A 23961-nucleotide genomic window follows, 5' to 3' on the forward strand; every position below is an offset into this window, starting at 1 on the left:
AGCGGCTCCGGAGGTCAGGGCGCCGTCAGCCTGGACGCCGTGTCGATCGCACCGATGATCAAGCCCCCCACGATGGTGGCGAGTACCAACGCCATGAGCGACCGGCCGACGATCCGCTGGGCCCGGCTTCGCTCCGGCTTGGCGAGTCCCTCGGCGATCTGCTGATAGGCGGTGAGGGTGCCGAGCGGTGACAACGGCACGACCTCCTCGACCTGCGGCGCGGGCGCCCGGTCGGTCGCGGGCCGGACGACCGAGGTCGGCAGGATCCGGCCGGGGAGCTGCCGGAACCGGTCGGGGCCGGCGTCGGGGTCAGGCGTCATCGGGTCACCATCGACCACCGCCCGACCTTGATCAATCAGCCGCTCGGCCGCGAATGCGCAGCACCTCGTCGATCGTGTCCGCCTCGTCGGCCCGCTTGTCGTCGCGGTAGCGCAGCACCCGGGCGAAGCGCAGCGCCACCCCGCCCGGGTAGCGCGGGCTCGTCTGCACCCCGTCGAACGCGATCTCGACCACCTGCTCAGGCCGCACCGTCACCACCCACTCGTCCCGGTCGGTCGCGAGCTCGAGGAAGCGCGCGGTCTGCCAGCGCAGCGTCTCATCGGTGAGGCCCTTGAAGGTCTTGCCGAGCATGACGAACCCGCCCGTCCTCGGGTCGCGGGCACCGAGGTGCAGGTTGGACAGCAGCCCCTGGCGGCGGCCGTGGCCCCACTCGACGGCGAGCACGACGAGGTCGAGCGTGTGCCGCGGCTTGACCTTGACCCAGGCACCGCCGCGCCGCCCCACGTCGTAGGGCGCGTCGGCGGCCTTGATGACCACGCCCTCCTGCCCGGACCGCAGCGCCGCGTCGAAAGCCGCCTGCGCCTGCTCGGGTGTCGAGACGGACTGCCGCCCGACCAGCATCTCCGCCGGAAGGTGCTCGGCGAGCGCCGCCCAGCGCTCATGCCCGGGGCTGTCGAGCAGGTCGGTGCCGTCGAGGTGCAGCAGGTCGAAGAAGTAGGGGAACAGGCCGCCACGACCGTGGCTCGCCGCCTGGCGGGCCGTCTCCTGGAAGGGCAGCGGCCGACCCGCGGTGTCGAGGCCGAGCGCCTCGCCATCGAGCACGAACGTGCTGCCGGGCAGCGTGCGGACCGCCGCCACCACCTCGGGCAGCCGGGCGGTGATGTCGTCGAGGCTGCGGCTGAAGACGGCGATCTCGTCACCGGCGCGGTGCACCTGGATGCGGATGCCGTCGAGCTTGGCGTCGACGACGGCCGGGACGCCGGTGATGCCGAGCGCCTCGGTCACGTCGGCGGCGGGCTGGGCGAGCATCGGTGCCAGCGGCCGGCCGACCTGGAGTGCGAAGGTGCCCAGGATCGCCGCGCCGCCGGTGAGCGCCGCCGCCGCCACGACGGAGAGGTCGCCGGAGAGCAGCAGCGAGCGCCGGACCAGCGCGGCGTCCACGGCGGCCGCCTCGGCGACGGCGTCGGCGAGGATCCCGGCGAGCGCGCCCTGGCGGACCTCGCCCGTGAAGAGCCCGCGCAGCAGCGCCTGCTCGGGCGCGGTCGCGGCGGCGAGGAGCCGGTGCAGCTCGTCACGGCGCCGGGCCTGGGATCCGGTGCCCGCGATGGCGGCGATCCGGTCGATCGCGGCGTGGACCTCGGCGACGGAGAGGGTCGGGACAGCGGCCGGTGGCGGCGGCTGTTGCAGGCTCGCCCAGCCGACACCGGTGGAGCGCTGCCGCAGCTCCCCGGCGAGGTAGGCCGCGCCGGGCTCGATCTCGTCGGGCGCCAGGCCGCGCAGGGCGGCGGCGATCAGCTCGATCTTGGCCTTGCGGCCGGATGTCGCCGCGACCGCTGCGGATGTCGCCGCCACCTCTGCGAAGAGCACCGACCCATCCTCGCACCGCCCACCGACACCGGCGACCGGTTCCGCCTCCGTCGCACCAGACCTGGCCGCCGGGCCGGCCTGATCCGCCGAGCGCGACCGACCGCCAGCCACGATCGCCGCAACTCTTCAAGAGTTGGTCCCACGGCCCGTCGACGTGCCCGTCGGCGTCCCGCCGCGCCGGCCCGTCGTACGCGGCCTCCGGTCACGTTTTGCAGCAAAGCGTGGCCTCGCGAAGCGAGAAGGCCACGCTTTGCTGCAAAACGTGACCGGAGCGGGGTGAGCGGGCTCCGAGGTGCGTGATCTATGCTCCCCGCGTCATAGCGATCTGGGAGCGCTCCCCAGCGTTCCTCGGCGCCGTCCGGCGAAGGGTGATGGGCATGTGGCGGATCCTGCTGCGCACCGTGCGCGCGCACCCGGGGCAGCTCGCGGTGCTCGGCCTGCTCGGTGCGCTGCTCGCGGTGGTCGCGGCGGCGGCTCCGGCGTACACCCGGCTCGCCACCGCCGATCTGCGGTCCGCCCAGCTCAGCGGTGCCCTGCCGCTGGAGCGGGTGGTCAGCGTCCGGGGTTCCGTGCCGGTCACGCCGACCGGTGACGGCGGGCGCGTCGAGCGGCTGCAGCGCCGGATCGAGACGGCGGCCGAGGGCACCGGGCTCACCCTCGTGCTCACCCGCGAGCTCTCCGTCCACCTGGGAGCACCGACGGCGGCCGAGACGGACAGAGGCCTGGTCACCGCATTGATCAGCCGCGAGGGCGCCTGCGCCCGTGTCGTCCTCAGTGGAGCGTGCCCGGCCGGGCCGGGGCAGGTCGCGCTCGGTGCGGCCACCGCCGGTGCCCTCGGGCTGCGGATCGGCGACACGGTGCACGCGAGCGTGTCGACGGGGGTCGGACCTCGGGAGCACGCGCTGCGGATCACGGCGACCTACACGGCCCGGCCCGGTGCGGAGGCCTACTGGGCGAGCCGGCCCGACCTCGCCGACGATCCCCGGCGGCTCGATCCACCGGCGCTGACGGATGCGGCGACCTTCGCCGTCCTCGCCACGTCGGGTACGGACTTCGGCGCCGCGGAGTCCGCCGACGACCAGGAGCCGACCACCTCGACCACGGTCACCGCCGACCTGCTCGCCCTCGACCCGGCGGCACTCCCGGCCGACCTCACCGCCGTCGCGACCCGGGCCGAGGAACTGCGCTCCACCCCGCCCGACGGCTTCACCACCATCACCCGCCTGCCCGACCTGCTCCACCGGGTCACCGAGAACCAGCATGCCCTCGTCGCCGGGCTCACCGCCACCGCCGGGGAACTGCTCCTGATCGGCGCCTTCGTGCTGCTGGTGGCGGCCCGGTCGGCATCGGCACAGCGGCTGCCGCGCACCACCCTGGCGCTGCTGCGGGGCGCGCCGCCCTTCTCCCGCTGGTGGTTCGCCGCCGCCGGGCCGGTCCTGGCGACCATGCTCGCCGCCGCGGCCGGTGCGCTCGCCGGGAGGGCGCTGGTACGGGCACCGGTCACCCCGGTCGACCTCGCCGTCGCCGGTGCCGCCGTCCTCCTGCCCGCCATCGCCGTGGGGGTGGTGGAGGCGCATGCCCTGCGTACGCCGATCCTCAACGCCCTGCGCGCCACCCGCTCGGCCCGCAGCGGACGTGCCCTGCAACCCCTCGACGGCATCGTCGCCGCCGGTGCCGCCGTGATGATCTACCAGCTCGCGGTCGGGGTGCCGGACCGGGGCATCACCCCGCTCGCCCCCGGCCTGCTGCTGCTCGCCTTCGCGCTGCTCCTGGGCCGCCTGCTCACCACCGCGACCGTCGGCATCGGCGGCCACCAGCTCCGCCGGGGCGCCCTCGCACCGGGCCTCGCCGCCGCCCAGCTCGCCCGGGGCTCGGTGGCGCCCCGGCTACTCGCCCTGCTCATCGTCGCGGTCGCCCTCTTCGCCACCGCCGCCTCGGGCTACCGCACCACGTCGGCGGCGCTCCTCGACCGGGCCCGGCTGGAGCTCGGCGCCGACCGGGTCCTCGTCGTCACCGGCATGCCCTACACGGCGGTGCGGGACGCGGTGCGCGCCGCCGACCCGCAGGGGCGCTACGCGATGGCCGCGACCCGGGACACGATCGGCGCCCACGCCGTGCTCGCCGTCGACAGCGCGCGCCTCGCCGCCGTCGCCGGGTGGGACGCCCCCGCCGGTCAGCCGGACGCCGCGACCGTCGCGGGCCTGCTGCGGCCGCCGGTCAACCCGGCGGTCACGGTGACCGGCACCGAGCTGCTGCTCGACGTCACCGTCACCGAGCGCCTCGGCATCGCCACCCCGGTCGAGCTCCAGCTCGTGAAGGCCGACGGCACGCTGGTCCCGGTCCGGCTGCTCGTCGGGCCGGAGCCGGGCACGCGGACCTACCGGGCGGCGGTGTCCGGGTGTTCGGGCGGTTGCCGGGTCGCCTACCTGCGGTTCGAGTTCTCGCCGGACGCGCTGCGGATCGAGCGGATCGCCCAGTCCGGCCCCGAACAGGTCCTCCTCGACGGCGCCGCCCTCGCCTCGCCGGGCCGCTGGCGGTCGGGCTTCACCACGGCGCCCGGCGAGATCACGGTGCGCCACGGCACCGGGTGGTTGAGCGCCACCTACGTACCCGACGATCCCCGGCACATCAGCACCGATCTGCGGGTGCTGCTCGCCGACGCACCCGTGCCGCTGCCCATCGTCGCCGCCGGGCGGCCCTCGATCGCCCAGACCGACGAGGTGACCGATCTGCCCGTCCTCGCCATCGACGACCGGCCGGTCCACGTCGTCGCCACCACGCCCGGCCTGCCCGGTGCCGGAGCCGACGGATACCTGATGGACTACGAGTACGCCGACCGCCTCGCCGCCGAACCGCTCGGCCGGGCGGGCACCGAGGTCTGGACCACCGCCGACACCCCGCCGCAGATCCTCGCCGACCTGCGCGAACGGCTGACCGTGCTGCGGGAGGAGACCGTCGCCGACCGGGCCGACCGGATGCTGCGCGACGGCCCCGGGCGGGCTGCCCTGCTGCGGCTGGCGGCGACCGGGCTCGGTCTGCTGCTCGCCGCCGGCGGGCTGCTCATCACCGCCGTCGCCGAGCACCGCCGCTGGGTCCGCGAGCTGCTAGCCCTGCGGGTGCAGGGGGTGAGCGGCAGGGTCGCCCACCGCAGCGTGCACCTCTACTACGCGCTGCTCACCGGCACGGCGGTGCTCGCCGGGGTGGCGCTGGCGATCGCGGCCGCACCGCAGGCACGGCGGACCGCGCCCGTCTTCGTGGACGCGTGGAGCGCCACCGGCGTACCCGTCGGAAGCGGCGTGTGGGGCGCGCTGGCCGCCGCCGCCGTCGCGGCCGTGCTGCTCGCGGGCCTCGCGGGGCTGGTGGCGAGAGCCCATCTCCGCCGGTTGGCCACGGCGACGGCGGGTGTCCGATGAGGCTGGTCCGGGCGATGCTGCGGCAGCGGCGGGGCGCCGCGCTGACGATGCTCGTCCTCGCCGCGATCGCGACCCTGGGCGCCGTCGCCGGGCCGCTCTACCGCGACGCCGCGGCGTCGGCCGCCACGACCGCCGAGGTCGCCCAGGCGACGCCGGTGGAGCGGGTGATCAGCCGGACCAGGATCGTCGAGGTGACGCGCTCGTTCGGCCCGGCCAAGCGGTTCAGCGACGACCTGGAACCGCTGCTGCCCTACCGCAAGGGGTTCGAGACCGTCGGCGGGCTGCAGATCGCCGGGCGGGTCACCGGCGCGAACACCCAGGCGTCGGCGTGGCTCGTCTACCGGGGCAACGTCTGCGCGCACATCGTCGTCGTCGCCGGGCGCTGCGTCGCGGGTGCCGGTGAGGCGGTCCTGCCGGTCTCGGTCGGGCACGACCTGGGCCTCGGCGTCGGCAGCGTCGCCGGATTCGAGGCCGGGCTCGTCACCAGGTCCGGCTTCAGCAGCGAGGGCGAGCCGGTCGCCGTCACCGTCGTCGGCCTCTACGAGCTGGGCGACGTCGCCGGAGCCTACGGCGCGGGCCGCTACACCGGCGACGACCCGGCCGAGGGCGCACCGGTCTTCGCCACGCGCGAGACCGTCATGGGCACACCCTTCGAGGACGCCGTCCTCATCACCGACTTCATCGCCGGCCCCGAGGCCTTCACCGACCTGGGCGCGCTGCGCACCCTCGTCACGGACGAGCGTGACACGGGCGACCAGGAGGGGTACGCCGTCAGCGGCGACCTCGACCGCCTCGCCGACCGCATCGACGCCAGTCACGCCGTGCTCGGGATCGCCATCCAGGTCGCCGCCGTGCCGCTCGTCCTGCTCGCCCTCGTCGTCCTGCACCTCGCGGTGACGGCCGGGGTGCTGCGGCGGCGCACGGAGTTCGGCCTCGCCGGGCTGCGCGGCGTCCCGGCCGGCACCCGCTGGTGGCTCGCCTCCGCCGAATACCTGCTGCCCGCACTCGCCGGTGCCCCGTTCGGGCTGCTGCTCGGCCTGCTCCTCGTCGGACGGCTCTCCGCGGCGCTGCTGCCCGGGGACCCCGGCGTGACCCTGACGGGGGAGACCGTCGCATACGCCGCGATCGCGGTGGCCGCCGCGATCGCGGTGGCCACCCTCGCCCAGTGGCGGGCGTCGCGGGGACCGGTGGCCTCGCTGCTGCGCCGCACGCCCGCCCGGTCGAGGGTGGCCCTCGCCGGTCTGGGGGAGGTGATCGCGGTGCTGCTCGCCGCGGTCGCCGGCTACCAGATCACCGCCGACACGGCGCCGAGCGGGATCGCCCTGCTCACGCCGCTGCTCGTCGCGATCGCCGCCGGATTGCTGGCGCGCCGGGTCGTCAGCCTGCTCGCCGGGCGGGCGGCGGCGTTCGCCCTCCATCGTGGACGGTTGACCCCGGCGATGTTCGCCTTCGCGGTGGCCCGGCGCCCCGCGCTGACCCGGCTGCTGACCCTGCTCATCGTGGCCTTCGCCGTCGCCGGGTTCGCCGTGGCGGCGGCGGTCACCGGATCGGCCGCCCGCGCCGACCGGGCCCGGCACGACCTCGGCGCCGCCCAGGTGCTGCGGGTGAGCCCGGTCCCCGCCGACCGGCTGCTCGCCGCCGTGCGCGCCGCCGACCCCGAGGGCCGCTACGCCATGGCGGTGGTACGCCTGCGCGACGAGCAGTTCCCGATGCTCGCCGTCGACACCGACCGGCTCGCCCGGGTGGCGTACTGGGGGCCCGCCATCGGCCTGCCGGCGTCGTCCGTGCGCGACCTCCTCCGCCCGGCCACGCACGGCGCCGAACTGCCCGTCATCACGGCCGGTACGCCCGGGGAGTCCGTCCGCGCGCTCAGCTCGTCGATCCCGGTGACCCGCGCTGCCCCGGTCGCCACCGTGCCGCGGCTCGGGTCCCGCGGCGGCCTCGCCGATCTGGGCCTGGTGATCGCGGCGACCCAGGACCAGTCCGCCGACGCCCGCGAACCCGAGATCTGGCTCGCCGCCGACGCCCCCGCCGACCTGCGGGAACGCCTCCGCCAGGCCGGGCTCGGCATCACCGCCGCCACATCCGCCGACGCCCGGATCGCCGCCGCCGACGACCAGGGCCCGGCGCTCGCCCTGCGGTTCTTCGTCGTCGCCTCGCTCACCGCGCTGCTGCTCAGCGTCGCCGCACTGCTCGTCGCCGCCGAGTCCGAGCGCGAGGACCAGGTCCGGATGCTGCGCGCCCTGCGCGTGCAGGGCCTGCCCGCCCGCGCCGTCTGGTCGCACATCTTCGGCGGGTACGCCGTCCTCGTCACCGCCGCCGCCCTCGCCGGTCTCGCCGCCACCGCCGTCGCGTGGCTCGTCGCCCGCTCGGTCGTCCCGTTCTTCGCCGACGGCGGCGGACCACCCGTCCCGGCGCTGCCGCCGAGCCCGTGGCTCGTCGCCGTCGCCGTCGTGGCGGGCGCCGGGGTGGCGCTCACCACCAGTGCCTTCGCCGCCGCATCGCTGCGCCGCGCCGTCGAGAGGAGTCCACAGTGAACGGTCTCGCCGTGATCTGCCGCCGCGTCGTGCAGATCTACCGGGCCGAGGGCGGCGATGTCGTCGCCCTCGCCGGAGTCGACCTGGAGATCGCGCCCGGTCAGAAGGTGGCCCTCGTCGGCCCGTCCGGCTCCGGCAAGTCCACCCTGGTCGCGCTGCTCTCCGGGCTGATGCGGCCGAGCGCGGGCCGGGTCCAGGTGGGGCTCGTCGACATCGGCAAGCTCACCGACGCCGAGCTCGCCCGGCTGCGCGGCACCGACATCGGCGTGGTGCTGCAGGGCGCCAACCGCAACCTGCTGCCCTATGCCACGCTGGAGGAGAACCTGTGGCTCGCCCAGCGGCGCGCCCGCAAGGTCCGCCCCGCCGACGTCGAGCCGCCCGAGACGATCGCCGGACTGGTCGGCCTGCTCGGCTCGGGTCACCGCCGCATCCTCGACCTGCCGCCGGGCGCCCGCCAGCGGGCTGCGCTGGCGGTGGGCCTCGCCGCCTCGCCCGGCCTGCTCCTCGTCGACGAGCCGACCAGCCAGCTCGACCACGACGCCCGCGACGAGGTCCTGGAGGCCCTGGACCGGGTCAACCGCGAGCGCGGCACCACGATCGTCGCGGTGACCCACGACCCGATGGTCGGCGAGGCGTTCGGCCGCGTGGTCACGATCCGCGACGGCCGCGTCGGCGCCGAAGGCCGTGGCGGCCGCGAATTCGCGGTGGTGGCAGGCGACGGCACGGTCCAGCTGCCCCCCGCGATGCTGGAGAGCTATCCGCCCGGCACCCTCTTCACCGTCGACGACACCGACGGCACCGTGACATTCGAGGCCGAACGCTGACCGGGCCGCTCCAAAATTCGCGTTGATCAAGGGAAGACTCGCCGCATATCGGACACCCGAGATGGTGAGTCTTCCCTTGATCAACGCGAATTTTGGGGCGGTCAGTCCGCGGCGCGGCGCTCCTCGAAGACGTCGTAGGAGAGGGAGCGGTAGAGGGACAGGGCGCGCTCGTTGGGGCCGAAGACGTTGAGGCCCAACCAGCTGTTGCCGCCCTCGAGGGTGGTCTGCTCGCCGAGGAGCATCGCCGCTCGGCCGTAGCCGCGACCCCGGTGCGCCTCGGCCACCTCCACGCCGTAGACCCAGCTCATCTCGGGCGCGTAGCCGTGGCCGATCCAGACCGTGCCGACGACCTCGCCGCCGACCTCTACGCACCGGAGCGCGTGCCCGGCCGTGGCGACCCCGCCCGGCAGCAGCTCGTCGAACTCCGCCGCCGACTGCGCCCGGCTCTCCTCGATCGTGCCGAGCCCGGCCTCGGCCTTCTCCACCGCGTAGGCCTCCACCTGCTCGGCGCGCCAGCCGGTGAACTCGGCGTCGGTCATCGGCCGTCCGACCACGCCCGGCGGCAGCTCGATCGGCTCCGCGACGGCCTTGACCATCTGCCGGGCCCGCACCGGGAAGTCGCCCAGCAGCGCGACCTGCGCCGGGTCGCTCGGATCGATCCCAAAGGCCGGTCGGCCACCGTGCTTGACGGCCCAGCTCCCCGCCCACGCCAGCGCCGCCCGCCCGTGGCCGCGCCGCCGGTGCTCCGGCTCCACCCAGATGTCCAGCAGGTACGCGTTCCCGTCCGCCCGCCCCGGCATGGTCATGACGACGACCCCGACAGCCGTGCCCCTCTCGTCGACGAGGCACTCGATCGCCCGTTCCGAGGCGCTGGAGAGCTGCTGCAGCCGCCGCTGGACGTGCTGGTTGACCGCCCCCGACGGGAGCGGGTGGCTGCCGAGCCCGGAGTGCAGCCGTGCCTGCCACCCGGCGCTCCAGTTGTCGGTCTCGTCGGCCGTGGCCGGTCGTGTCGTCGTCACCCGACCGAGCCTACGGCCGCCCCGCCGGCACCGCCCGCCGGCGTCGCACCGGCTCCGCCGAGCGTGATGGTTTCGAAACCCTAAATCTGGGCTCCACCTGACAACCGGTCGGCCGGGACACGGTGTCTCTACAGTGGCGCGCCACGCATTTACCTCACTCAAACTCAAACGGGAGATGTGATAACAAATGCTTCGTCGCACAGTCTTCAAGGCCGCACTGGCAGCGACCGGTGGCGCCCTGACCTCGATCGCCGCTGCCGAGGCCGCGCAGGCCGGTGGCGGTTTTCCGGACATCATCGGCCTGCCGGACGGGTTCCAGCCCGAGGGCATCGCCATCGGCGCGGGCACCACGTTCTACGTCGGCTCCCTCGTCGATGGGGCGATCTACCGCGGCGATCTGCGGGACGGCCGGGGTGGGCTCTTCATCCCCGGACGGCCCGGCAGCCAGGCGATCGGCCTGGAGCTCGACGATCGCGGCCGCCTGTGGGTCTGCACCGGGGTCGGCGCGGCGGTCTACCAGGCCTCGACCGGGCGGCGGCTCGCCGAGTGGGACTTCGGCGGCAGCTTCGTCAATGACGCCAAGGCGACCGGCCGGGCGGTCTGGTTCACCGATTCCTACCGGGGCGTGCTGGTGAAGGTGCCGATCGGCCGCCACGGCGAACTGCCCGGACCGGCCGGGTTCGAGACGGTCACGCCGACGGGACCGCTCGCCGAGGTGGACGCGTTCAACAACGGCATCGAGTCGACGGAGTGCGGCGCGCTGATCATCGGCCAGATGGTCGCGGCGCGGCTGGTCCGCTTCGACCCGGCGACGGGTGGGTCGAGCGTGGTGGATCTGCGCGGCGGCAGCGCGGCCAACGCCGACGGGCTGCTGCGCCGGGGCGGTGTGCTCTATGTCGTGCGCAACTTCGACAACGCGATCTCGAAGTTCCGGCTGGACGCGGACGGCGGTGTGGCCCGGCCGATCGGGCAGTTGACCTCGCCCGCCTTCGACATCCCGGCGACGATCGGCGCCTTCGGCACGAGCATCTACGCCGTGAACGGCCGCTTCAACATCGAGGCCCCGGCCCCCACGGACACCTACGACGTGGTCCGCGTCGCGGCCTAACGCAACACCGCAGCGCAACTCTTCAAGAGTTGTTGCTTCAGGCCGCCCGGCCTGAAGCAACAACTCTTGAAGAGTTGCGCCTTCCCGATCGTCCGGGCAGGGAGGTTGACTTATTGAAGAATGTGTAATTATCTGGGTCTGGCGTTGCCCTGACAACGTTGTCACACCCCGTCCTCTCCTGAGGAGACAGTCATGTCCCAGGCAGTCTTCCGAACCGGCGCGGCACTCGCCGGCCTCCTCCTCGCCTCCGTGGCGCTCACGACGACCACCGCCGCCCCCGCGGTGCAGGCGGCAGTGCTCCCGCTGACGCAGCACGTCAACCCGTTCATCGGCACCGACGACAGCAACTCGCCCAACCCGGTCGGTGGCGGCGCCGGCGGCAGCACGGTCCCCGGGCCGGTCGCGCCGTTCGGCATGGTGCAGTTCAGCCCGGACACCCCGACCGCCTCGCCGTCGGGCTACCGCTTCGGCGACACCCAGATCCAGGAGTTCAGCCTCACCCACTTCAACGGCGCGGGCTGCTCCAACAACGAGGACCTCGGCATCCTGCCGATCACCGGCAACCTCGGCGCCTCGCCGGGCAACTCCTGGACCAGCTACCAGGCGACGCAGACGAAATCCGCCGAGGTGGCACAGGCGGGCTACTACAAGGCGGTGCTGAGCAACTACGGCGGCACGCAGGCGGAGCTGTCGGCGACCACGCGTACCGGGATCATGCGGTTGACCTATCCCGCGACCACGACGGCGAAGGTGCTCGTCAACACCAGCCGCAGCGCGACCGGCACCCGCAGCGGGTCGCTGCAGATCTCCGGCAGCACCGTCACCGGCACCTTCACCGGCGGCGGCTTCTGCGGCTCGTCCAAGACCTACCAGGTCTTCTACCGCATGGAGTTCGACCGGGCGCCGAGCAGCGTCGGCACCTTCGCCGGTGGCACGATCACCAACGGCGGCACCAGCGTCAGCGGCACCGAGACCGGCGGCTGGCTCAACTTCGACACCTCAAGCAACCGGGTGGTCCAGGTCAAGGTCGGCATCTCCTTCGTCAGCCAGGCCAACGCGCAGGCCAACCTCACCGCCGAGCAGTCCGGCTTCGCCTTCGACACCGTGCGCGCCAACGCCGACACGGCCTGGAACACCATCCTCAACCGGGTCCAGGCGACGGGTGGCAGCGCCGCCGACCTGCAGAAGTTCTACACCTCGCTCTACCACGTCTTCATCAACCCCAACGTGGCGAGCGACACCAACGGGCAGTACCGCGGCTTCGACAACGCGATCCACACCAGCACCCGGACGATCTACCAGAACTACTCCGGCTGGGACATCTACCGGTCCTGGGGTGCGCTGATCGCGCTGATCGCCCCGAACGAGGCGGCCGACATCGCCAACTCGATGGTGATCGACGGCCAGCAGGGCGGCCTGATCCCGAAGTGGTCGCACAACCACAACGAGGTCTTCGTGATGACCGGCGACCCCGGCCCGATCGTCGTGTCCAGCATGAACGCCTTCGGCGTCACCAACTTCGACCGCACCGCCGCGCTCAACCTGATGAACTCCAGCTCCAACGGCGGCACCACCCAGGGCGGCGCGATCCGCGGCCGGCAGTCGGGCTACGTCAGCCGGCACTACGTCACCGAGGACCCGTCGGACTCGGAGGAGTATTCGGCGAGCGACTTCGCGGTCGCCCAGTTCGCCCAGCGACAGGGCAACACCTCGCTCTACAACACCTACATCGGCCGCTCGCAGTGGTGGGCCAACGTCTTCTCCACCGAGTCGTCCTATGTGCACCACCGCAACGCCGACGGCACCTGGACCTGGCCGCTGAGCCCCGCGAGCGACTCGGGCTACACCGAGGGCAACGCCTCGCAGTACACCTGGATGGTCAACTGGAACTTCGCCTCGCTGATCAACCTGATGGGCGGCCCGCAGACCGCGGTGCAGCGGCTCAACCACCACTTCACGCAGCTCAACGGCGGTCTCACCGCGCCCTACTTCTACATCGGCAACGAGCCCGAGCACGGCGTCCCGTGGGCCTACAACTTCGCGCGCTACCCCGCGGGCGCGTCGTCGGCGGTGCGCCGGGTCATGACGGAGTCGTTCACCACCGGCGCCGGCGGCCTGCCGGGCAATGACGACCTAGGAGCAACATCAGCCTGGTACGTGTGGAGCGCGCTCGGCATGTATCCGCCCACTCCCGGTGCCGACACCCTGGCGCTGCACGGACCGCTGTTCCCGTCGGTGCTCATCGACCGACCCACCGGCGACATCCAGATCAACGGCTCCGGTGCCGGTGCGACGAGCCAGTACGTCCAGAGCTTCAACCTCAACGGCACCGCGCAGACCCGCAACTACCTGCGCTACACCGACATCGCCGCCGGCGGCACGCTCAACTACACGATGGGCGGCTCGCCGTCGAGCTGGGGCACCGGTGCCGCCGACGTACCCCCGTCCTTCAACGACGGCTGGACCCCGCCCGCCGCGGCACCCGGCCTCGGCACCAACCTGGCCCAGGGCAAGGCCGCGACCGGTTCGACCCCCTGCGCCGCCACCGAGGGACCGGCGCTCGCGTTCGACGGCGTTCTGGGAGCGGCGAGCAAGTGGTGCTCGCTCGCGACGGGGACGAAGTTCCTCCAGGTCGACCTCGGCTCCGCGCAGAACGTCTCGTCGTTCGTCGTCAAGCACGCCGGGCTCGGCGGCGAGAACACCGGCTGGAACACCGGCGCCTTCACCATCCAGACCAGCCTCGACGGCACCACCTGGACCACCCGGGCGACGGCCACCGGCAACCGGTCGAGCCGCACCTATCACCCGATCGCCACGGCGTCGGCCCGGTACGTGAAGCTCAACATCACCACCCCGGCGAACGACGGCAACACCGCCGCCCGGATCGCCGAGTTCGAGGTCTTCGGCGGGGGTGGCGGCGGCCTGGTCAACGTGGCGCTCAACAAGCCCGCGACCGGCTCGGCGGCGTGCGGCACCACCGAGGGCCCGGAGAAGGCGGTCAACGGCAGTGTGACCGGCGGAAACGCGGACAAGTTCTGCACGGTGGCGGCGAGCAAGACCCTCCAGGTCGACCTGGGCTCGTCGGCGGCGCTCCAGTCCTTCACCGTCCGGCACGCGGGTGCCGGTGGCGAGAGCACCGACTGGAACACCCGCGACTTCTCCATCCAGGTCTCCGCCGACGGCACCACCTGGACCAACGTCGTCACGGTCACCGGCAACACGGCGAGCGTGACGAACCACCCGATCAGCACGACTCCGGCCAGGTATGTCCGGCTGACGATCGCCACACCGACCCAGACCACCGACGGCGCGGCCCGGATCTACGAATTCGAGGCCTACGCCTGACCTGGGTATTCCCGAATCGCCGCCCGGGCCGATGCGCACGCCGACCGCACCGGCCCGGGCGGACACCAAGATCGCCGCCGGGCTCGCCCCCGTCACGTTTTGCAGCAAAGCGTGCCCTCGACACGAGAAATGGCCACGCTTTGCTGCAAAACGTGACGGGGCCGCGGAGCGCGCGGCTGTTGCGGGCGGGGGATATCCTGTCGGCATGTCTGCCGTCGCCGCGCCCCGCTGGGCACCGCTGCTGTGGCTGACGCTGTGCTCCGCCGCCGGTGCGATCGTCACCGGGCCGAGCCTCACCGGCGCCGTCGTCAGCGTCGCCGCTCTGGTCATCAGCATCGTGCTGGCGCTGCGCACCCTCGCCGGGATGCCCGTCCCCACGGGCCGAGCGGTCCTCGGGGCGAGCCTGCGCGACCGGTCCCGGCGCACCGCCGTCTCCCGGCAGCGCGACCCGGATGCGGCCGGGCGACCCCGCCCGCGAGCCCCGTCACCGAATCCCCTGGCCGGGTAAGAGCCGCTGCACCAGCGCGCTCACCGGCCCGACGGTTGTCCTCGTCTCGACAATCCCCAGGGGTTTCGCCATGTCTCCAGTCCAGGGTGCCTACACCCTCCTGCAACAGATCACCGCCGCGCTGGCACCGATCGGCGGCGCCGCTGCCGCCGTGATCGCGGTCACCATCGCCGTCCGCCTCCTGCTGCACCCGCTGACCCGGGCCGCCGTGCGGGGCGAGAAGGCGAAGTCGCGCCTGGCTCCCCGCGTCGCCGAGCTGCAGCGCGAGCACGCCAAGGACCTGCCCACGATGACGCGCAAGCTCACCGAGCTCTATCGGGGCGAGAAGATCTCGCCCTTCGCCGGGCTGCTGCCGATGCTGGTCCAGGTGCCGTTCTTCATCGTCCTCTACCAGCTCTTCGCCAGTACGACGATCGGCGGCCACGGCAACGGGCTGCTCACCGAGCGGCTGTTCGGCGTACCGCTGAGTGCTCGGTTCGTGCCGCAGCTGCCCAGCCTGGGTGCGCAGGCGTGGGTTTTCCTCGTGCTCTTCGCGGTGCTGTCGCTGCTGGCGTGGCTCGGCTCGCGCCGGGTGGCGAAACTGGCGCTGCTGCAGCCCAAGCCGCCGGAGGGGCTGCTGATGAAGCTCGCCCAGGTGGCGCCCTACGCGATCCTGATCAGCGCCGCGTTCCTGCCGCTCGCCGCCGGGATGTACCTGGCGACGACGACCGCCTGGACCGCCGCCGAGAACCTGCTGCTCCGGCGCGGCATCCCCGAGCCCGCCTGACGCCGAGACGGGTCCCCCGCCACCCTTCCCGCGGCGAGGGACCCGTGTTCACGGGCCGACCCAGTGGTCGGCGTCATGAGCACCGCAACGCTTCAAGAGTTGCGGCGCTAGTACCTGGTGGTGACGGACACCCCCGAGAACGCCGTGGTGGCGTAGAGGCTGATGTAGCGGTAGCCCGCAGCGGGATTCGACACCGTGAGCTGCTCGGTGTTGCCCGCGTTCACCGACCGCGAGGTGTAGGCGGTGCTCGTCGCCCACGTCGACGCGTTGTAGTACAGATCGGCGTTGCCGGTGCCGCCCGCCGACGTGATCGTCAGCGTGCTCACCCCGGCGGGCAGGTAGATGTAGAGGTAGTAGAGCTGCCCGGCGCTCGCCGCGAGCCCGCTGCGCCTGCAGTTGCGGTCCAGCGTCCGGATGTCGGCGCCGGTGCACTCCGGCGCGGCCGAGGTGGCGACGACCGGGTTCGTCACGCTGCCGGTCGCGCCGAGGTTGTCGGTGACGGTGAGCGTGACCTGGTAGGTGCCGGCGGTGGCATAGGCGTGCACCGGGTTCGCCGCCGTCGACGAGGTGCCGTCGCCGAACGACCAGGACCGGCCGGTGATCGTGCCGTCGGCGTCGGTCGAGCCGTCGGTGAAGGCGGCGCTGAGCCCGGTCACGGCCGAGGTGAAGCGGGCGGTCGGCGGGGTGTTCACCGGGGGAGTGCCCGCGCAGGCCCCGGCCGCGCACGCCGTCAGCCAGGTCTGGAAGTCCGCGTCGTAGCGGGTGCCGATCGTGGTGGCGTAGACGGCGCGGCCGCCGGTGTAGTCGTTGACCCGGAAGCGGGCCAGCATCGCGTGGATGTCGGCCGGGTGCTTCTCGAACATGTAGCGCACCGCGAGGTAGCCCCACGAGTAGATCCGGCTGGAATCGCTGTTGTCGTAGGTGGTGCCCCAGAGCGTGCTCAGGGCGTAGGTGTGCTGCCCGGCAGCCGTGATCGCCGCGTCGTAGTTCACGCCCCGATAGGTGTAGGAGACGTACTCCGCGACGCCCTCGACCCACCAGATGTTCGGCACCGAGACCGTCCGGGTGAAGTCGCCGTAGGTGTCGAACCGGCCGTCGAGGTAGTGCGTGAACTCGTGGTTGAGGTTCCAGATCGCGAAGACCGGCCGCAGCCACTCGGCTTCGTAGGCGATGAACCGGGGCACGTTTCCCTGCGTGGCGGGGTCGCCCTCCAGGTACATCCCGCCGTTGTTGGTGTCGATGTCGAACAGCACGCCCGCGTATGTCTGGTAGTCGTCGCTGCTGTGGAACGCGACCACCTCCAGGGTGCTGTTGAAGTCGTCGGCGACGGGCACGCCGTTGTCGCGGACCAGGGTGTGGAAGGAGGCGATCTGGCCGGCGAGGCTGGTGCAGCTCGCCGCGAGGTTCGCCGCCGAGATGTCCTGCGCCCGGATCTTCAGGCTGGCCGAGCAGGTGTGGGTGATCGGCAGCACCGCCGCGGCGAGCGCCGTCTCGAAGCCGCAGATGCCGTAGTAGGCGCAGTTGGCACCGTCGAGATAGGACGCGAGGTCGGCGACGCGTACCCAGAGGGATGCCCGTGGACCGGTCATCGCCGACAGGTTCAGCAGGCCCTTGGCCTGCCCGCGCACCGTGGTGAGCAGCGCCGGGGTGTCGAGGAAGCGGGTGAGCTCGCCGCCCGCGTTGGCGACGAGGTAGCCGCTGTCGGTCCCCAGCAGCCCGATGTTGGCGCTGACGAAGGAGTAGAGCACGTCGAGGACGCTCTGGTCGGCCACGACCGCCGCGAGGAAGGCCGGGAGCTGGTGCCCGCGCCACAGCACGGTGAAGGTCGCGTTGACCGCGCTGCGCATGTACCACGACGCGTCGTAGGCGGAATTGAAGCCGGTGAGCAGGCGCTTCACGACGAAGAGGTAGCGCACGTTCTCGCCGGAGCTGTCGATGAGGATCACGGCCTCGCTGAGCACCGCGCCGTTGGCGTCGTTGACATCGGTCGAGCGTGCCGAGCCGAAGAACCGGTCCAGCCCGGCCCGGATCGCCGTGACCAGAACGGATCCGTAGGTCCCGACGTCGCCGGGGTGGTAGAACTGCACGTAGTAGCCCGCCCGCAGGAAGACCACGAGCTGCAGCGCGCTCGTCGAGTTGTCGCCCGGATAGGTCGCCGAGGTGTCCCGCAGCGCATAGGCGATCGTCGTCATCTGCGCCTCGCGGAAGACGCTGTTCGCCGTGGTCCCGGTGATCGAGAAGAGCGTGTTGACGCAGTCGACCGTCGCCGCCTTGACGAAGCTGACCAGCGCCGTCCCGGTCCGCGACCCGAAGTCCGCGGCACTGCACGCGGCGGCCGTGCCGACCAGCCCGCGATGCGAGGGCGCTCCATGCTGCGGCGCCACCGGCGGTCGCGCCGAGGGGTTCAGCGCGCTGCCGCGATCCGCCGCCACGTCCGCCGCGGTCGCGGTCCGCGGCGCGGCACCGGCCGAGGCCGCCCCGATCAACGACGCGGGGGGTACGGCGTGAGCCGGCGCCACGGTCAGCGTGCCACCGATCGCCGCCACCATTACTCCAATAAGGACTGTTCCCAGGGGTGTCTTCATGGCGCCGGACGCTACGACCGGTGCACGTCGTCTTCCAGCACATTTAAGACTGCCTTGATGTCCCGTGCGGCCCCGCGACGCTTCGCTATGACCGGCCCTAACATCCGCGCGGGCGCCTTGCCGCCGGGATATCCATTGATCACAATGGCGGCAACCGAGCGGAGGACCCATGGTTCCCGACATCCTGCTCATCACCGAGTCCACCACCAGCCCCGCGATCAGCCGGGTCCTGCGCGAGGCGGGCCACCGCGTCCGCCGCAGCCCCTCCGTCGCCGTGGCCTGCGAGGCGCTCGCCACCGACGGCGCCGACCTCGCCCTCGTCGATCTCGGCGTCACCGGGGGAGAGGGCGTCGCGGTGCTGCGCTCGCGTACCCCGGCCGCGATCGTGCTCATCGACTCCGCCTGGCACCCCGAGCTCGGGCGGCTGCTCGCCGCGGGCGCCGACGACTTCCTCGCCAAGCCCTTCTCCGCCGCGCAGCTCCTCGCCCGGGTCTGGCTGGCGCTGCTCGGCCGGGCCGCCCCGCGCGACCGCCCGATGACGAGCGGCGGCCTCACCGTCGACCCCGCGACCCGGCAGGCCTGGCTCGACGGGGTGCCGCTGGCCCTGTCCCGCCTGGAGTTCGACCTGCTCAGCTACCTCACCGCGCGGGCCGGCGAGGTGGTGTCCCGGCAGGAGCTCGCCGACGCGGTCTGGCACGAGCCGCACGGCGACCACAACCGGACCATCGACGTGCACCTGAGCTGGCTGCGGCGCAAGCTCGGCGAGACCGCCGCCCGGCCCTGCTACCTGCACACCGTACGCAGCGTCGGCTTCAGGCTCGCTCTCGACGCAGAGTCCAGGCGTGGTAGTGCGACGTTTGCGTGACCAGCTCGCGGTAGACCTCCGTGGCGAGCTGGTGCAGCGCCGGGGCGAGCTGCGCGGCCGGGCTCTCCCGCCGCCACGCCAGCAGCTGCCGGTAGCGGATCGGCGAGCCAGCGATCGGTTTCACCACCATGCCGTAGATCGGCTTCATCGTGGGCTGGCAGGCCGAGATGCCGACGCCCGCCACGATCATGCGCTGCATGTTCTTCTCGTCCAGGAACTCGTGCGTGCGCACCGGGGCGAACCCGGCCTGCCGGCACGCCTCGTAGAAGACATCCGGCCAGCCCGCGCCGTCGTCCGGGGTGACGAACCAGGCCTCCCCGGCGAGCTCCGCCAGCGGCACCTCGGTCCGCTGCGCCATCCGGTGCCCCGACGGCAGCGCGACGAAGGCGGGTTCCAGGGCGAAGGCCCGGTGCGCGATCGCCGCCGAGTGCCGCAGCTCCCGACCGGGGTAGTCCAGCACCAGCGCCACGTCGATCAGGTCCGCCTCGAGCAGCTCCACCAGCGCGCCGATCGAGTATTCGCTCTTCACCGTCACCGACACCTCGGGGTGCTCGGCGGCGAGCCGGGCGACGAGATCGGCCACGACCGGGGTGATGGTCGCACCCAGCCGCAGCGTCACCGGCCCGTCCGGCGCGGGTGTCGGCATCGGGCCCCGGGTCAGCGCGTCGACCCGCGACAGGATGTCGCGGGCCTGGTCGATGACATCGCTGCCGAAAGGGGTGAGGCCCACGCCGGCCGCGCTGCGGACGAAGAGCTGCCCACCGAGCAGCTCTTCCAGCCGGCGCAGCTGGGTGCTCATCGCGGGTTGGGAGAAGCCCAGCGCGACGGCCGCCGCGCCCAGGCTGCCGGCGTCGGCGATGGCGCAGAGGGTTCGTAGGTGGCGCAGCTCAAGCCTCATGAAAGTCTCATTATCCGGCACCCGCCCCGCTCGCGCGGCGGGGTACCTCGGAGTCCGAGCGGCTGAGATCGGCCGCGGCGGCTGCTCGCGTCCGCGGAGCGCGGGCACCGGCGCGCCCCCGGACGGTTTCCGCACGCCGCTGGTGCCCGCGTTACCGCCGGTAGGACAGATGGCGGAACGCTCACCGCCGGACCGGCGATGAGCGTTCCGCCATCTGGAAGCGGGGTGCCTCAGGGGTTTCGCATGCCGTCGGCGCGTCCGCTCCTACCCGTGTCGGCGTGCCGCCGCGTCAGGTCGACCCGGCATCAGGGGAAGGTGACGATCGGGCTTGATCGGACCTCGTAGAGGACGCTGGCGCTGTTGTAGATGTAGATCACGGTCTTCATCTTGGCCGGTTCGACCGGCGGGTGGCCGAGGGGCCAGTAGCGGTACCAGCAGCAGTAGTGCCCGGTGGTGGTGAATCGGGTCTTCGCCGACACCCACATGCCGTTGTCGTCGCTGCCGCGGATGACGTGGATGGCGACCCGGTAGTAGTAGCGGTTGTTGCTGGGGGCCGTGTCCAGGTAGAAGTCCGCCCGGATGTTGTCGGCGCCGGCGCCCCAGTCGACGCACGGCGAGAGGATGGACGACGGCGTGCAGCCTCCCACGGCGAGGGCGGGTGTCGCGAAGACGAACACGCCGACGGTGGCCGTCGGCGCGAGGGTGACCAGTTGCGCAAGTCGTTTCAGCACTCATTCTCCCAGGGGTCGACATTCCTGATCGGACCGGAGCATCGTGGCGAGCGGGCATGACACACGTCGTGGTGTCGGCGCAATGTCCTTGTGGGGCACAGCGAACCAGTCAATCCACATCGGACACGAACATCGACCGTGCCGGCCGGGCCATCCACGTCAGGGGTTCTTAGACCACGCCCGGAGGTGGTGGCGCACCCGTGATGGCGGGTCGGTAGGCGTACTCGCCCCGAGACCTCCACCCCGGGCCCGCCGCCCGCGCGTCGGGTGGTCGCCTCAGGGTGCGTAGCGGCCCGGCTCCAGGACGAGGGCGGCGGCGCCGGCCAACCCGGCGTTGGTGCCGAGCTCGGCGGGTACGACATTGAGCCGCTGCAGGAACTCCAGCTTGGCGTAGTCGCGCAGGTACCGGCGGACCGGGTCGAAGAGGAGGTCCCCGGCCCGGGCGACCCCGCCGCCGATGATCGCCCGGTCGACATCGCAGAGCGCGGCGGCGGTGACGATGCCGGCCGCGATCGCCTGCCCGGCCCGCTCGAAGGCCTGCATGGCGATCCGGTCCCCGCCCCGTGCGGCGATGTCCAGCGTGATCGCCGTCGGCGGCCCGTCGGGGCGCCAGCCGTTGCGCAGCGCCCACTTCGCCATGCTGGGCCCGCTCGCGATCGACTCGACGCAGCCGATGCCGCCGCACGGGCACCGGTCGCCGTGCAGGTCCACCACGACGTGGCCGAGGTGCCCGGCGTTCGCCGTCGGGCCGTGCATCAGGCGGCCGCCGATGATCAGGCCGCCGCCGACACCGGTGGAGACCACGAGCACCAGCAGGTCGTCGTGGCCGCGCCCGGCACCGAGCCAGTGCTCGCCGGCGGCCGCGCAGTTGCCGTCGCCCGCGAGGACCACCGGCACGTTCGGGACCAGGTCGGAGACGCGTTCCACGATGGGGAAGGAGCGCCAGCCGGAGATGTTGACCGGGCTCAGCGTGCCGCTCTTGAGCTCCAGCGGTCCGGCCGCGCCGATGCCGATGCCGTCGACCCGCCGCCCGTCGAGAGCCTTGCCGATGATACCGGCGAGGGCGGCGAAGACCTCCTCGCCGTCGCCCTTCGGCGTCGGGGTGGAGACCGGTTCGCCGATCAGCCCGTCCGGTCCGGCGAGGCAGGCGGCGAGTTTGGTGCCACCGATGTCGACGGCGAGGACGAGCTGTTCAGAGGTAGGGTGGTCGGCGTGACGCATGCGCACGGCGACAGGCTCCGCCGACCGACCATGGTCGACGTGGCCCAGCGCGCGGGAGTCAGCCTCAAGACCGTCTCCCGTGTGATCAACAAATCCCCGCACGTCCAGCAGGACCTCATCGACCGGGTGCTGGAGTCGGCCGCCGCGCTGGGCTTCCGGCGCAACCACAACGCCAGCACGCTGCGCTCCGGCCTGCCGACGGCGACGATCGGGCTGCTCATCGAGGAGATCGCCAACCCGTTCTACTCCACCATCGCCGACGTGGCGGCGGAGGTCGCCCGGCACCACGAGACGCTGCTCATCACCGCCAGCTCCGAGGAGGACCCGGCGCGCGAGCAGCAGCTCCTGCGGGACCTCTGCGCCCGCCGCGTCGACGGGCTGCTCGTCGTGCCGACCGGCGCCGATCATGCCTTCCTGCGGCCGGAGGTGGAGCTCGGCGTACCCGTCGTGTTCCTGGACCGCCCCGCGACCGGCCTGCTCGCCGACACCGTGCTGCTGGACAACCGGGGTGGCGCCCGCGACGGCGTGGCGGGCCTCGTCGCCGCCGGGCACCGGCGCATCGCCGTGCTGCTGGACTCGCTGAGCGTCTACACCATGCACGAGCGGGTGCTCGGCGCCCAGGAGGCGCTCGCCGCGGCGGGCCTGGCGTGGGATCCGTCGCTGGTGCGCCAGGACGTCCGCGACCCCGCCGCCGCGGGGCGTGCCGTCGCCGAGCTGCTCGATCGCGCGGACCCGCCGACTGCCTTCTTCGCGCTCAACAACAGGATCACGGTCGGCGCTCTGCAGGAGCTGTGGCGGCGCCGCAGCGACGCCGGGCTGGCCGGGTTCGACGATTTCGAGCTGTCGCATCTGATGCCTCGTCCTCTCACTGTGGTCGCCTATGACCTGCGCGCCTATGCGCGGACGGCGGCGGAGCTGCTCTTCGGCCGGATCGGCGGCGACCATTCGGCGCCGCGCACGGTGATCCTGCCGACCAGGTTGGTCCAGCACCCTTCCCCCTAGGGGGGTCCGGCCTCCGCCCAGCCGGCACCGGCCGGCAGCGCGGCGGCCTGCACGCCCAGCGCCAGGGCGATCGCCCCGAGGGCTGCGGCGTGCTCGCCGAGATGAGCGGGGACGACCTTGACGGCGTCGGCCGCCGCAGGCATCGCTGTGTCGGCGAGCCCTCGGCGCAACGGTTCCAGCAGCAGGCCGGTCGCCGCACCGAGCTCGCCGCCGAGCACGATCCGATCGGGGTTGAGCAGGTTGACCAGGCCGCCGAGGGCGACGCCGAGCTGGTGCCCGGCGTCGGCGAGCAGGCGGCGGCAGCCCCGGTCCCCGTCGGCCGCCATCGTCACGAGCTCGGCGAAGTCGCGCAGCTGGGGGTGGGACCTGCGGGCGTGCTCCACCATCGCCCGGCCGCCCGCCGAGAGCTCCAGGCAGCCGCGGTTGCCGCAGCGGCAGACCGGTCCGCGCGCGTCGAGGGTGACGTGGCCGAGCTCCCCGGCGGTGCCGATCGTGCCGCGGTAGAGCCGTCCATCCAGGACGATGCCGCCGCCGATGCCGGTCGCGACCTTGACGTAGACCAGGCCGCTGCAGCCCTGCCCGGCGCCCCAGACGAATTCGCCGAGCGCGCCGAGGTTGGCGTCGTTCTCCACCCGGACCGGGCGGCCGAGCCGGATGGCGAGCTCGTCGGCGGCGATCATCGCGGCCCAGGCGGGGAGCAGCGGCGGCGAGCCGATGCGCCCGGACTTGGTCATCGGGGCGGGCAGGCCGAGACCGACGGCGGCCACGTCGTCGCGGGTGGAACCGATTCCGGTCAGTGCCCGGTCGACGAGCTCGACCGCCTGATCGAGGACGCTGTCGGCCTCCTCGTCGGCGTCGAAGCTCAGCCGGACCGCGCTGTCGTCGATGACCTGGTGGCCGAGGTCGGCGATCGCGACCCGGACGTGGCGGCGGCCGATGTCGAGGCCGATGGCGAGACCGGCGGCGCGGGCGAGCCGTACCACGGCGGCGGGGCGGCCTCCGGCGGGGCCGACGGCGGTCTTCAGCTCCTCCTCGACCAGGCCGGCGGCGCCGAGCTCGGTGACGCCGTTGGCGACCGTGGGCCGTGAGAGTCCAGTGAGGACGGTCAGCTCAGCGCGCGTGCGGGGGCCGTGGATGCGAAGCACCTCAGCCACCCGGCGCGTGTTGGGGCTGAGCGTCCCGAGCATGCGGACATACTTCATCTCCGGCCTAGTTTTGTCAAACATTGACTGAACCTCGGGCAAGAGCCCGAAATGCCACGGCCCGTCCGACA

General features: G+C 72.8%; 17 protein-coding genes. 9 read left to right on the forward strand and 8 right to left on the reverse strand.

The window, feature by feature from the left end:
- Positions 1-14: 14 nt before the first annotated feature.
- Both F4553_RS35355 and F4553_RS35360 read right to left on the reverse strand, forming a co-directional pair.
- Positions 15-320, reverse strand: coding sequence for a hypothetical protein (locus tag F4553_RS35355; protein ID WP_184845284.1), 306 nt, complete (start codon positions 318-320; stop codon positions 15-17).
- Positions 321-351: 31 nt separating this feature from the next.
- Positions 352-1866: an ATP-dependent DNA ligase gene (locus tag F4553_RS35360; RefSeq protein WP_184845286.1), complete on the reverse strand. Its 1515-nt coding sequence runs from the start codon at positions 1864-1866 to the stop codon at positions 352-354.
- 296 nt (positions 1867-2162) lie between these two features.
- Between F4553_RS35360 and F4553_RS35365 the strand changes: the two genes are divergently transcribed.
- The 3 genes from F4553_RS35365 to F4553_RS35375 are packed head-to-tail and all read left to right on the forward strand — an operon-like array spanning position 2163 to position 8640.
- A complete protein-coding gene (locus F4553_RS35365; protein ID WP_221470610.1) occupies positions 2163-5279 on the forward strand; it encodes a hypothetical protein in 3117 nt (1038 codons plus the stop codon).
- The gene (locus F4553_RS35370) at positions 5276-7816 is read left to right on the forward strand and encodes an FtsX-like permease family protein (RefSeq protein WP_184845290.1); all 2541 of its coding nucleotides are present in this window, start codon (positions 5276-5278) and stop codon (positions 7814-7816) included. Before F4553_RS35365 ends, F4553_RS35370 begins: the two co-directional genes overlap by 4 nt.
- Complete coding sequence (locus tag F4553_RS35375) at positions 7813-8640, forward strand: ABC transporter ATP-binding protein (protein WP_184845292.1); 828 nt, start codon at positions 7813-7815, stop codon at positions 8638-8640. Before F4553_RS35370 ends, F4553_RS35375 begins: the two co-directional genes overlap by 4 nt.
- 101 nt (positions 8641-8741) lie before the next feature.
- Here F4553_RS35375 and F4553_RS42095 read toward each other — a convergent pair whose 3' ends face one another.
- Positions 8742-9659, reverse strand: a complete 918-nt coding sequence (locus F4553_RS42095; RefSeq protein ID WP_184845294.1) for a GNAT family N-acetyltransferase — start codon at positions 9657-9659, stop codon at positions 8742-8744.
- 187 nt (positions 9660-9846) lie between these two features.
- Here F4553_RS42095 and F4553_RS35385 point away from each other — a divergent pair, with 187 nt between their 5' ends.
- The 4 genes from F4553_RS35385 to yidC all read left to right on the forward strand — a co-directional run bounded on the left by F4553_RS35385 (position 9847) and on the right by yidC (position 15386).
- Positions 9847-10767 carry an SMP-30/gluconolactonase/LRE family protein gene (locus F4553_RS35385; protein ID WP_184845296.1) on the forward strand — a complete coding sequence of 307 codons (921 nt, stop codon included), beginning with the start codon at positions 9847-9849 and terminating at the stop codon, positions 10765-10767.
- A gap of 192 nt (positions 10768-10959) precedes the next feature.
- Positions 10960-14112 (forward strand): GH92 family glycosyl hydrolase, encoded by a 3153-nt coding sequence (locus F4553_RS35390; protein WP_184845298.1) that lies wholly within the window; start codon positions 10960-10962, stop codon positions 14110-14112.
- 205 nt (positions 14113-14317) lie between these two features.
- Complete coding sequence (locus F4553_RS35395) at positions 14318-14620, forward strand: DUF6412 domain-containing protein (RefSeq protein ID WP_184847536.1); 303 nt, start codon at positions 14318-14320, stop codon at positions 14618-14620.
- A 70-nt stretch (positions 14621-14690) separates the two neighbouring features.
- Positions 14691-15386, forward strand: a complete 696-nt coding sequence (yidC, locus tag F4553_RS35400) for a membrane protein insertase YidC (protein ID WP_184845300.1) — start codon at positions 14691-14693, stop codon at positions 15384-15386.
- A gap of 107 nt (positions 15387-15493) precedes the next feature.
- Here the strand turns inward: yidC and F4553_RS35405 are convergent, their stop codons facing one another.
- On the reverse strand, positions 15494-17971 hold the full coding sequence (locus F4553_RS35405; RefSeq protein ID WP_184845303.1) for a collagenase: 2478 nt from the start codon (positions 17969-17971) through the stop codon (positions 15494-15496).
- Positions 17972-18140: 169 nt separating this feature from the next.
- Between F4553_RS35405 and F4553_RS35410 the strand changes: the two genes are divergently transcribed.
- Positions 18141-18836 (forward strand): response regulator transcription factor, encoded by a 696-nt coding sequence (locus F4553_RS35410; RefSeq protein WP_184845304.1) that lies wholly within the window; start codon positions 18141-18143, stop codon positions 18834-18836.
- Here the strand turns inward: F4553_RS35410 and F4553_RS35415 are convergent.
- The 3 genes from F4553_RS35415 to F4553_RS35425 all read right to left on the reverse strand — a co-directional run bounded on the left by F4553_RS35415 (position 18784) and on the right by F4553_RS35425 (position 21686).
- Positions 18784-19734, reverse strand: coding sequence for a LysR family transcriptional regulator (locus F4553_RS35415; RefSeq protein WP_184845306.1), 951 nt, complete (start codon positions 19732-19734; stop codon positions 18784-18786). The genes F4553_RS35410 and F4553_RS35415 overlap by 53 nt on opposite strands.
- Positions 19735-20039: 305 nt before the next feature.
- The gene (locus tag F4553_RS35420) at positions 20040-20465 is read right to left on the reverse strand and encodes a hypothetical protein (protein WP_184845312.1); all 426 of its coding nucleotides are present in this window, start codon (positions 20463-20465) and stop codon (positions 20040-20042) included.
- Between the two features lie 276 nt (positions 20466-20741).
- Positions 20742-21686, reverse strand: a complete 945-nt coding sequence (locus tag F4553_RS35425) for an ROK family protein (protein WP_184847330.1) — start codon at positions 21684-21686, stop codon at positions 20742-20744.
- Between the two features lie 30 nt (positions 21687-21716).
- Here F4553_RS35425 and F4553_RS35430 point away from each other — a divergent pair, with 30 nt between their 5' ends.
- Entirely contained in the window at positions 21717-22688 is a 972-nt protein-coding gene (locus F4553_RS35430; RefSeq protein ID WP_184847332.1) for a LacI family DNA-binding transcriptional regulator, read from the forward strand.
- Here the strand turns inward: F4553_RS35430 and F4553_RS35435 are convergent.
- Positions 22685-23914 (reverse strand): ROK family transcriptional regulator, encoded by a 1230-nt coding sequence (locus tag F4553_RS35435; RefSeq protein ID WP_184845313.1) that lies wholly within the window; start codon positions 23912-23914, stop codon positions 22685-22687. The two genes, F4553_RS35430 and F4553_RS35435, sit on opposite strands and share 4 nt — an antisense overlap.
- Positions 23915-23961: the final 47 nt, after the last annotated feature.

The organism is Allocatelliglobosispora scoriae, assembly GCF_014204945.1.
Lineage (GTDB): Bacteria > Actinomycetota > Actinomycetes > Mycobacteriales > Micromonosporaceae > Allocatelliglobosispora > Allocatelliglobosispora scoriae.

Bases quoted from the DNA above. Each gene is read 5' to 3' on its own strand.
- F4553_RS35415 (WP_184845306.1), bottom strand. From the start codon at position 19,734: ATGAGGCTTGAGCTGCGCCACCTACGAACCCTCTGCGCCATCGCCGAC.
- F4553_RS35430 (WP_184847332.1), top strand. From the start codon at position 21,717: ATGGTCGACGTGGCCCAGCGCGCGGGAGTCAGCCTCAAGACCGTCTCC.
- F4553_RS35370 (WP_184845290.1), top strand. From the start codon at position 5,276: ATGAGGCTGGTCCGGGCGATGCTGCGGCAGCGGCGGGGCGCCGCGCTG.
- F4553_RS35385 (WP_184845296.1), top strand. From the start codon at position 9,847: ATGCTTCGTCGCACAGTCTTCAAGGCCGCACTGGCAGCGACCGGTGGC.
- F4553_RS35405 (WP_184845303.1), bottom strand. From the start codon at position 17,971: ATGAAGACACCCCTGGGAACAGTCCTTATTGGAGTAATGGTGGCGGCG.
- yidC (WP_184845300.1), top strand. From the start codon at position 14,691: ATGTCTCCAGTCCAGGGTGCCTACACCCTCCTGCAACAGATCACCGCC.
- F4553_RS35435 (WP_184845313.1), bottom strand. From the start codon at position 23,914: ATGTTTGACAAAACTAGGCCGGAGATGAAGTATGTCCGCATGCTCGGG.
- F4553_RS35410 (WP_184845304.1), top strand. From the start codon at position 18,141: ATGGTTCCCGACATCCTGCTCATCACCGAGTCCACCACCAGCCCCGCG.
- F4553_RS35425 (WP_184847330.1), bottom strand. From the start codon at position 21,686: ATGCGTCACGCCGACCACCCTACCTCTGAACAGCTCGTCCTCGCCGTC.
- F4553_RS35355 (WP_184845284.1), bottom strand. From the start codon at position 320: ATGACGCCTGACCCCGACGCCGGCCCCGACCGGTTCCGGCAGCTCCCC.
- F4553_RS35390 (WP_184845298.1), top strand. From the start codon at position 10,960: ATGTCCCAGGCAGTCTTCCGAACCGGCGCGGCACTCGCCGGCCTCCTC.
- F4553_RS35395 (WP_184847536.1), top strand. From the start codon at position 14,318: ATGTCTGCCGTCGCCGCGCCCCGCTGGGCACCGCTGCTGTGGCTGACG.